The following is an 8,384-nucleotide window of genomic DNA, read 5'->3' as shown; positions in this document are numbered from 1 at the left end:
CGGCTCGCACTCCCCAGACGGCCGAGCTCCGGCCGCGCCGCTCCCCGCTGCCCAAGCTCCGGCCGCACCCGCTCCCGCCGCTCCTGTTCCCGCTGCTCCTGTTCCCGCTGCGCCCGTTCCCGCCGCACCCGTTCCCGCCGCACCCGCTCCCGCCGCACCCGCTCCCGCCGCACCCGCTCCCGCCGCACCCGTTCCCACTGCACCCGCTCCCGCCACACCCGCTCCCGCCACACCCGCTCCCGCCACACCCGCTCCCGCCACGTCCACTCCCGCCAGACCCGCTCCCGCCACGCGGGCTCCGGCCACGCGGGTTCCCTCGGCGGCGCTGGCTCCGGCGCTCCCCAAGCCGGCCGTTCGAGCACCGGCCGCCCGCGCCCCGGTGCCCGAAGCGCCACGAGAGGCCGCGACCGGCCGACGCCAGGCGCCCGACCGGACCCCGGCAAAGACCGTGCCCTCCGACGACGCCCGGACCGAGTCGGGCACTCGGCACCGCGAGGACCACGACTCCGATCACCCGGCATCACGGGACCGGCGCGGCGCGCCCGTCTTCGAGGACCGCCCATACCCGGACGACACCCGCGAGCCGACCTTCGACCACCGGCACACGCCCGCCCCCCGAGGCGAGCCGCTCGACCGGCCGACACCGCCGGCCGAGGACCTCCCCCGGACCGGCGACGGCGACGAGCCGTGGCAGCCGTCGCCGACAGCCGCTCCGAGCCGGCGTCCCGCTCCGTACCAGCGCGCCCGGCCGACTCCGGACAGCACGGTGGAGCCGCACACTCCGTACGACCCGGCCACTCCGTCGGTCACGCCGAGCGATCCGACCGGTGAGCCCACAGTGGACCCGGCGCCTCCTGTCCGACGTCATCCGGACGGCTATCCGCACCGGCGTCCCGCTCCGGACCGACAGGGTCACGGCGGGACGTACGACGAACCCGGCCACCCGGAGCGACCCGGTCGATACGACGGGTCACCGTCCGACGGCTGAGCCCCCGATATGTGATCCACTCGACTCACACGCTGCTGAAACGAACCACCCCGGCACGGCGATTGACTGAACAACAAGCCGTCACCAATCGCACCGGGGGTCACCGTGTCGAACACCATCACCGCCCGGCGCATCGGCCAGTTCCGTCCCGTCGCCGAGCAGCTGCCGCCCCAGCTGACCGCCCCGGTGCGGCACACCCCGCACTACGTCGCCACCAACTGGGGCCCGCCGCCCGCCGGTCTGGAGTGGTCGGACGTCCCGAGCATCGCGGACCGCTCCGATGCGCACCGCCGGGTCGTCGTCGGCGGTATCGGCGCGGCGCTGGTCGGCGTCACCCTCCTGGGAGCGCTCCTGATGACGGTCCCCGCCCTGAGCGCGCAGCTCCCTGCCTCCAGCCCGGTGGCAGAGCTCCCGGTCCACTGACAGCTGCGTCACGAAGCTCCCGTTCGCACGTCGGTGAGGAACATGTGACCGGGTGCGTGGGTCAGCGCCAGTTCAGGACGTACCTCGGCGATGACCGCCTGCGGGGTGACACCGCAGGCCCAGAACATCGCCACCTCGCCGGGTTCGAGGGGCAGCGGGTCGCCCCAGTCCGGTGCCGCCAGGTCGTCGATGCCGAGGCCAGCCGGATCCCCGACGTGCAGCGGTGCGCCGTGCGCGAGCGGTAGCGCGGCGGTGACCTCGGTCGCCGCCGCCACCTGGTCCTCGGCGATCGCGCGCATCGACACCACGACCGGACCGTGGAACCGGCCGACCGGCGCGCAGGCCACGGACGTCCGGTACATCGGCACGCCGGTGCCCAGCTCGAGGTGCCGAAGCCGGACCCCGGCGCTGCGCAGCGCGTCCTCGGCGCTGAAGCTGCAGCCGAGCAGGAACCCGACGAGATCGTCCCGCCACAGCTCGTCGATCGAGGCGACCTCCTGGTCCAGCGCACCGTGGCGGTACACCCGGTAGCCCGGCAGGTCGGTGCGCAGATCGGCGCCGGGGGCGGTGCGCAACCGGTCCGGGACGCCCGGTTCGGTCACCTCCAGCACCGGAAGCGGCGCCGGGTTCGCACGGCAGAAACCGGCGAACTCCTCGGCCATCTCGGCCGGCAGGATCGCCAGGTTGGCCTGCATGTACCCGGCGCACAAGCCGGTGGTGACCCGGTCCCAGCGCCCGGCCCGGATCTCCTCCCGGGCGAGCCTCGGCTCGGTCCGCGCATCGATCATCGACTCACTCCTCCCCAGCTCACCTCGTGAGTGTTGAGTGTGGCTATAGCCACACTCAACACTCACGAGGTTCAGCGGATGTCCACGTCGCGGGTCTCGGGGCCGAGCAGCGCTCCGGCCACCGTCAGTGCGCCACCCAGCACGATCAGGACGATCGGGGTGTACGCGTAGGGCATGACCGACTTCAGGCCGAGCATGTAGAAGGCGTAGAAACCGGGGATGATCACCGCGAGGCTGTAGCCGATGCCGTAGCCGGAGGCCCGCACGCTGGTCGAGAACCGTTCGAGAATGTAGGTCGAGACGATCCCCCACGGCGACACGGTCAGCACCAGCGCCACGGTGGCCAGCGCCATCACCGGGAACACCGCGCCCTGACCGGCGGCGGCCGTGTACCCCTGACGGATCATGCCGACGAACACGACCGGCGCGACCAGCACCGTCCAGATCCCGGAGATCACCAGCATCCGCCGACGGCCGAACCGCTGCCCGAGCAGCGCGAGCGACACGTACCCGAGCGCCACGAACACGTTCGCCACCAGCAGCCCGGTGTTGACCGTGGCGCTGGGCAGGCCGATGACCGTCGACAGCAGCGCGGGCGTCGCGGACAGCGTCGCCTGCACGGTGAACCACATCCCGGTCATCAGCAGCAGGACCTGCAGCAACGTGCGCCGGTTCGTGCCGGTGACCAGTTCGGAGAGCGGATCCCGCTTCGCCGCCGCGCGGGTCCTGGTGAACACCGTCGACTCCTCGACGCGGCGGTAGTACAGCAGGAACGCCGCCGACAGCGCCGCGCCGACGAAGAACGGGATGCGCCAGCCCCACTGCACGTAGGGCGAGTCGGGCGAGCCGGCCGGGGTGAACTGGAACATGATCGCCACGACGACCGAGATGGCGATGTAGCCGATCGGGTAGGACGCCGCGATCAGCCCACCGACCAGCCCGCGCAGCCGTTTCGGGCTGGACTCCATGGCCAGCGGGTTGGCCGAGGAGTACTCGCCGCCCATGAACACGCCGCCGACGAACCGCAGCGCGAGCACCAGGGCCATGGAGGTCCAGCCGATCGTCTGGTAGCCGGGGAGCAGCCCGAGCAGCAGGGTGCAGACCCCGGCGCCCGCGACGCTGATCATGGTCGCCCGTTTGCGGCCGGTGATGTCGGCGATCCGGCCGAACACCAGTGCACCGACCGGCCGGCCGATCAGGGTGACCGCGAGCGTGATGTAGGACAGCGTCGCGGCCGTGGACGCGGAGGTGTGTTCGGCCTGGAAGTAGGCGATCGCCGGGGTGAGTGCCACGACCGGCAGGTAGATGTCGAAGTAGTCGACGGTGAAGCCGAAGCAGGCGCCTCGGATGGCGCGCTTGGCGGTCGGGCTGAGCTTGTCGTCCGGTCCCGTGCTCGCGTCGTTGCTGAGCTCGGCTGTCATGGGGCCTCCCGGGAGTCTCACGACCGAGGTGGCTGACCCTACAAGTTCGTCTGACGATTTGTCACGATTCTTCAGGTGATGAAGTCGTCGAGCAACGCTTCTTCCGCCTCGACGAGATAGCTCTCCAGCATGCCGGACGCACCCTCGACGTCCCCCGCGCCCAGCAGCTCCGCGATCTCCCGGTTGCGTTTCAGGAAGGCCGCGTGGAAGACCTGGGTGTCGGTCATGTGCGCGTAGGCGAGCCGGAACTCGGCGAGCACGCCGCTGATGATCGTATCCAGCCGTTCGCTGCCGGCCAGCGCCACGAGCGCTTCGTGGAACCGGATGCTGGCGGCCGCGACCGCGTCCCAGCGGCCGTCCTCCACGCCGGCCCGACCGTCGTTGACCGCCGCGTGCAGCCTGCGCAGGCCCTCCGGTCTCAACGTCCTGATGTGCCGTAGAGCAGCGCATTCGATGATCCGGCGCACCTCGTAGAGGTCCGAGACGTCCCGCCGGGACAACTGGCGGACGAACACGCCCCTGCTCAGCTCGTGCACGAGCAGCCGGTCGCGGATGAGCAGCCGGAACGCCTCGCGCAGCGTGCTGCGGGACACGCCATGCTCGGCGCGCACCCGGTCCTCGGACAGTCGAGTGCCCGGCACGAGCACACCGGAGCCGATCTGGGCGCGCAGCGCGTCGGCCACCCGGCTGGCGGCACCGGTCGAGTCGGTCACCCGTTGTCTCCTCCGTGAGCGGTCCCGGTCAGGATACCGCGCGGATCGTCCGACGATCTGTTGCTGGTTCGTCGGACGATCGGTACGGTCTGCGGGCATGAGAGGCAGTGCATGAGGAACCGCGGTGGGCTGCGCGTCGGGGTCGACATCGGCGGAACGTTCACCGACCTGGCGATCCTGGACGACGTCGGCATCGTCGCGGTCGGCAAGACGCTGACCACCGGCCGTGAACCCGCGGTGGCCGTCGAGTCGCTGCTGCGGGACACAATGCGGGACAACGGGCTCGATCCCGGTGACGTCACCTCGGTCGTGCACGGAACGACGCTGGTGACCAACGCGCTGATCGAACGCCGGGGTGCGCGGACCGCCCTGATCACGACCGAGGGGTTCCGCGACGTCATCGAGATGGGCCGCGAGCACCGCTACGAGCTGTACGACCTCGGCCTGGAGCTGCCCCGCCCGCTGGTTCCCCGGCATCTGCGGTTCGGGGTGCGGGAGCGGATGCTGACCGACGGCACGGTCGAGACACCGCTGGACACCGAGACCGTCGCGCGCCTCGCCGTCGAGCTCGCCGAGCACGGCATCGAGGCGGTCGCGGTGTGCTTCCTGCACAGCCACGTCGACGACCGGCACGAACGGCAGGCGCGCGATGCGATCGAGGCCGCCGCTCCCGATCTGCGGGTAGCGCTGTCCAGCGAGGTCAACCCTGAGATCCGGGAGTACGAACGCGGTTCGACCACGTGCGCGAACGTCTACGTCCAGCAGCTGGCCGAGTCCTATCTGGAGGACCTGCGCGGGAGGCTGCGCACGCTCGGCATCACGGCGGCGCCGCTGATCATGCTGTCGCACGGCGGGGTCGCGGGAGTGGACGTGGCCAAGCGGTTCCCGATCCGAATGCTGGAGTCCGGCCCGGCGGGCGGCGCGCTGGGGGCCGTCGCGTTCGGCCGCACCGGCTCCCGACCCGACCAGATGGCCTTCGACATGGGCGGGACCACCGCGAAGCTGTGCGTCATCGAACAGCACCGGCCGATGATCACTCACACGTTCGAGGTCGACCGGGTGTACCGGCTGCGCGCCGGGTCCGGGCTGCCGGTGCGCGCGCCGGTCATCGACATGATCGAGATCGGCACCGGCGGCGGCTCGATCGCCAGGATCGACGCGCTCGGAATGATCACCACCGGGCCCGATTCGGCGGGCTCGGACCCGGGGCCGGTCTGCTACGGCCGTGGCGGGACGCGGTGCACCGTGACCGACGCCGACGCGGTGCTCGGCTACCTTGACCCGGAGACGTTCGGCGACGGCCAGGTGCGACTCGACGTGGCGGCGGCCGCGGCGGCGATCGCCGAGCAGATCGCCGTCCCGCTCGGGATCAGCGTGGCCGAGGCGGCCTGGGGCATCCACACCACGGCGAACGAGAGCATGGCCAACGCGGCCAGGGTGCACGCCGTCGAACGCGGACAGGATCCGGGCAGGTTGCCGCTGTTCGTGTCCGGCGGCAACGGTCCGCTGCACGGCCCGGGGGTGGCGCGGGCGCTCGGCTCGCCCTCGGTCGTCGCGCCGCCCGCCGCCGGGGTGCTGTCCGCGCTGGGTTTCCTGTCCGCGCCGATGTCGATCGACGTCGTGCGATCCAAGCACGCGTTGCTCGCCGACATCCCTGTCGACGAGGTCACGGCGCTGTTCACCGAGCTGGAGCGTGAGGGCTCCGACGTGCTCGCCGGTATGGAGCTGGTGCACGAGCGGGCCCTCGAGATGCGGTTCGTCGGGCAGGGCAGCGAGATCGAGGTCCCGGTGCCCGCGCCCGGCCCCGGCTGGCGTGACGAGGTACTGACGAGCTTCCTGGCCCAGTACGACCGCAGGTTCGGCGACGTCGCCCCGACCGGCGTCGACGTGGAGATCCTGACCTGGCGGGTCACCTCGCGCGGCCCCCGCCCGTCCGCCCACCTGAAGCTCGTGAGTGTTGAGTCTGGCTATAGCCAGACTCAACACTCACGAGCGTTCTTCGGCGGAGGGTACGTCGAGACGGCCGTCTACAGCCGCTACGCGCTCGCGCCGGGCACCGTGGTCAAGGGGCCGGCGCTGGTGCACGAACGGGAGTCGACGCTGGTGGTGCCGCCGGATGCGCGGGCCACGGTCATCTCCGACGGCAGCGTCGTCGTCGAGTGGGGGGAGCAGTCATGATCGACCCGGTCGTCGTGGGACTGGTGGCCAACCGGCTGCACTCGCTGTTGAACGAGCAGCAGGCCGCGCTGGTCAACACCGCGTTCAGCCCGGTGGTGCGCGAGTCGCTGGACCTGGCGTGCGCGGTGTTCGACTCGCGCGGCGACATGGTCGGCCAGTCCACCGGCGGCACACCCGGACACATCAACGCCATGGCCACCGGCATGAGCCACATCGCGGCGAAGTACCCGCCGGACGCGCTCGCCGACGGTGACGTGCTGATCACCAACGATCCGTGGATGACCGCGGGCCAGATCAACGACCTCACCGTGGCCACCCCGGTGTTCCGCGCCGGGGTACTGGTCGCGTGGTTCGCCAGCTGCTGCCACTCGCCGGACATCGGCGGCCGCATCCTGTCCGCTGCCGCGACCGAGGTGTTCGAGGAGGGACTGCGGCTGCCGATCATGAAGCTGCGCACCGCCGCCGGACCGAACGAGACCCTCGAAGCGCTGATCAGGGCCAACGTGCGGACCCCCGACGAGACCATGGGGGACGTCTACGCGCAGGTCTCGGCCAACCAGGTCGGGGCGCGCAGCCTGGCCAGGATGATGGACGAGTTCGGTCTGGACAGCATCGACCCGGTCGCGCACGACATCATGGATCGCTCCGAACAGGCATTGTGTGCCGCGCTGCGGGCACTGCCGGACGGGTGCTACACCGCCGCCGTCACCTCCGACGGCTTCGACGACGAGGCGATCGAGCTGCGGGTCGCGGTGACCATCGAGGGCGCCTCGGCGACCGTCGACTACGCGGGTTCGTCGCCGCAGTCGCCGTACGGCGTCAACGTGGTCCTCAACTACACCCGCGCGTACACGTCGTTCGCGATCAAGGCCGCGCTCGCGCCGGAGGTCCCCCACAACGCGGGGTCGTTCCGGCCGGTGACGGTGACCGCGCCGGTCGGGTCGGTGCTCAACTGCGTCGACCCGGCCCCGGTCGCGTCGCGCCACCTCGTCGGGCACTTCCTGCCGAGCCTGCTGTTCGAGGCGCTGCGCCCCGTGGTGCCCGGCGGTCTGCCGGCGGTGAGCGCCGATGCGCTGTGGATGACCGTGTGGCGCGGCTCGGACATGGGTGAGGCCCAGCCGTTCACGCTCACCGTGTTCGGCGCGGGTGGCTGCGGCGCGCGGCCGGACAAGGACGGACTCAACACGACGGGCTTCCCGACCGGGGTGCGCGCGGCGCCGACCGAGGTGTTGGAGACGCTCACGCCGCTCGTGCAGCAGCGCCGTGAGCTGCGACCCGACTCGGGTGGGCCGGGCCGGTACCGGGGTGGGCTCGGGCAGATCGTCGAGGTCCGGCGGCGCGGCGAGCACGGCTGGACGGTCAACGCGAACATCGACCGGGTGGCGAACCCCGCTGCCGGGACCGAGGGCGGCGACGCGGGCGCGCTCGGCTCGTTCACCGACCTGGCGACCGGCGCCGCTCTGCCCCGGAAACGCCTGGTCCGCCTGTCTGCCGACGCCCGGGTGCAGCTGCTGTTCCCGGGAGGCGGCGGCTACGGCGACCCCGCGGAGCGCCCGGTGGAGCAGGTCCTGGAGGACGTGGCGAACGGCTACCTGACCCCCGAGGCAGCCGAGTCCCACTACAACGTGAAGGTCACCTACATCGGCCCCCCGAACGCCCTGGTCCGTCCCCCCTCCACCTACACAGCAACCCGCCTCCTCCCCACGTGAGTGGCAAGGGCGTCTACCGCGAAGCGGCGCCGAAGGCGTAGGCGCTCGGAGCACTCACGACAGCTTTTCCGTCGTGAGTGCTCCGGGCGCCTATAGGCGCCCTTGCCACTCACGAGTCGACGGCGAAGCCGAGATGCCTTGAAGCCGGGCACGGGCTAAGCCGG

8 protein-coding genes are annotated in these 8,384 nt (G+C 71.5%); 4 read left to right on the top strand and 4 right to left on the bottom strand.

From position 1 onward, the window contains the following. Positions 1-395: hypothetical protein (locus tag G406_RS58630; protein ID WP_211241393.1), on the bottom strand; the 395-nt coding region annotated here is incomplete at its 3' end. Between the two features lie 53 nt (positions 396-448). Between G406_RS58630 and G406_RS58050 the strand changes: the two genes are divergently transcribed. Continuing rightward, positions 449-988: a hypothetical protein gene (locus tag G406_RS58050; protein WP_028938030.1), complete on the top strand. Its 540-nt coding sequence runs from the start codon at positions 449-451 to the stop codon at positions 986-988. Positions 989-1,093: 105 nt separating this feature from the next. After that, positions 1,094-1,411: a hypothetical protein gene (locus G406_RS0138820; RefSeq protein ID WP_028938029.1), complete on the top strand. Its 318-nt coding sequence runs from the start codon at positions 1,094-1,096 to the stop codon at positions 1,409-1,411. 8 nt (positions 1,412-1,419) lie between these two features. Here the strand turns inward: G406_RS0138820 and G406_RS0138815 are convergent, their stop codons facing one another. The 3 genes from G406_RS0138815 to G406_RS0138805 form a co-directional block, all read right to left on the bottom strand. Continuing rightward, on the bottom strand, positions 1,420-2,199 hold the full coding sequence (locus tag G406_RS0138815) for a putative hydro-lyase (protein WP_037080752.1): 780 nt from the start codon (positions 2,197-2,199) through the stop codon (positions 1,420-1,422). A gap of 71 nt (positions 2,200-2,270) precedes the next feature. Further along, a complete protein-coding gene (locus G406_RS0138810; RefSeq protein ID WP_028938027.1) occupies positions 2,271-3,620 on the bottom strand; it encodes an MFS transporter in 1,350 nt (449 codons plus the stop codon). 71 nt (positions 3,621-3,691) lie between these two features. Then, positions 3,692-4,333, bottom strand: a complete 642-nt coding sequence (locus G406_RS0138805) for a GntR family transcriptional regulator (protein ID WP_064743156.1) — start codon at positions 4,331-4,333, stop codon at positions 3,692-3,694. A 111-nt stretch (positions 4,334-4,444) separates the two neighbouring features. Between G406_RS0138805 and G406_RS0138800 the strand changes: the two genes are divergently transcribed. Further along, positions 4,445-6,511 carry a hydantoinase/oxoprolinase family protein gene (locus tag G406_RS0138800; protein ID WP_037080750.1) on the top strand — a complete coding sequence of 689 codons (2,067 nt, stop codon included), beginning with the start codon at positions 4,445-4,447 and terminating at the stop codon, positions 6,509-6,511. Then, positions 6,508-8,220, top strand: coding sequence for a hydantoinase B/oxoprolinase family protein (locus G406_RS0138795; protein WP_037080748.1), 1,713 nt, complete (start codon positions 6,508-6,510; stop codon positions 8,218-8,220). Before G406_RS0138800 ends, G406_RS0138795 begins: the two co-directional genes overlap by 4 nt. Positions 8,221-8,384: the final 164 nt, after the last annotated feature.

It is taken from the genome of Actinospineispora spinosispora DSM 44797 (assembly GCF_000429025.1).
Lineage (GTDB): Bacteria > Actinomycetota > Actinomycetes > Mycobacteriales > Pseudonocardiaceae > Pseudonocardia > Pseudonocardia spinosispora.
This window is presented reverse-complemented; position numbering and strand designations above follow the sequence as displayed.

Excerpts from the sequence above, each read along its gene's own strand:
- G406_RS0138815 (WP_037080752.1), bottom strand. The coding sequence starts at position 2,199 with ATGATCGATGCGCGGACCGAGCCGAGGCTCGCCCGGGAGGAGATCCGG.
- G406_RS0138810 (WP_028938027.1), bottom strand. The coding sequence starts at position 3,620 with ATGACAGCCGAGCTCAGCAACGACGCGAGCACGGGACCGGACGACAAG.
- G406_RS0138800 (WP_037080750.1), top strand. The coding sequence starts at position 4,445 with ATGAGGAACCGCGGTGGGCTGCGCGTCGGGGTCGACATCGGCGGAACG.
- G406_RS0138795 (WP_037080748.1), top strand. The coding sequence starts at position 6,508 with ATGATCGACCCGGTCGTCGTGGGACTGGTGGCCAACCGGCTGCACTCG.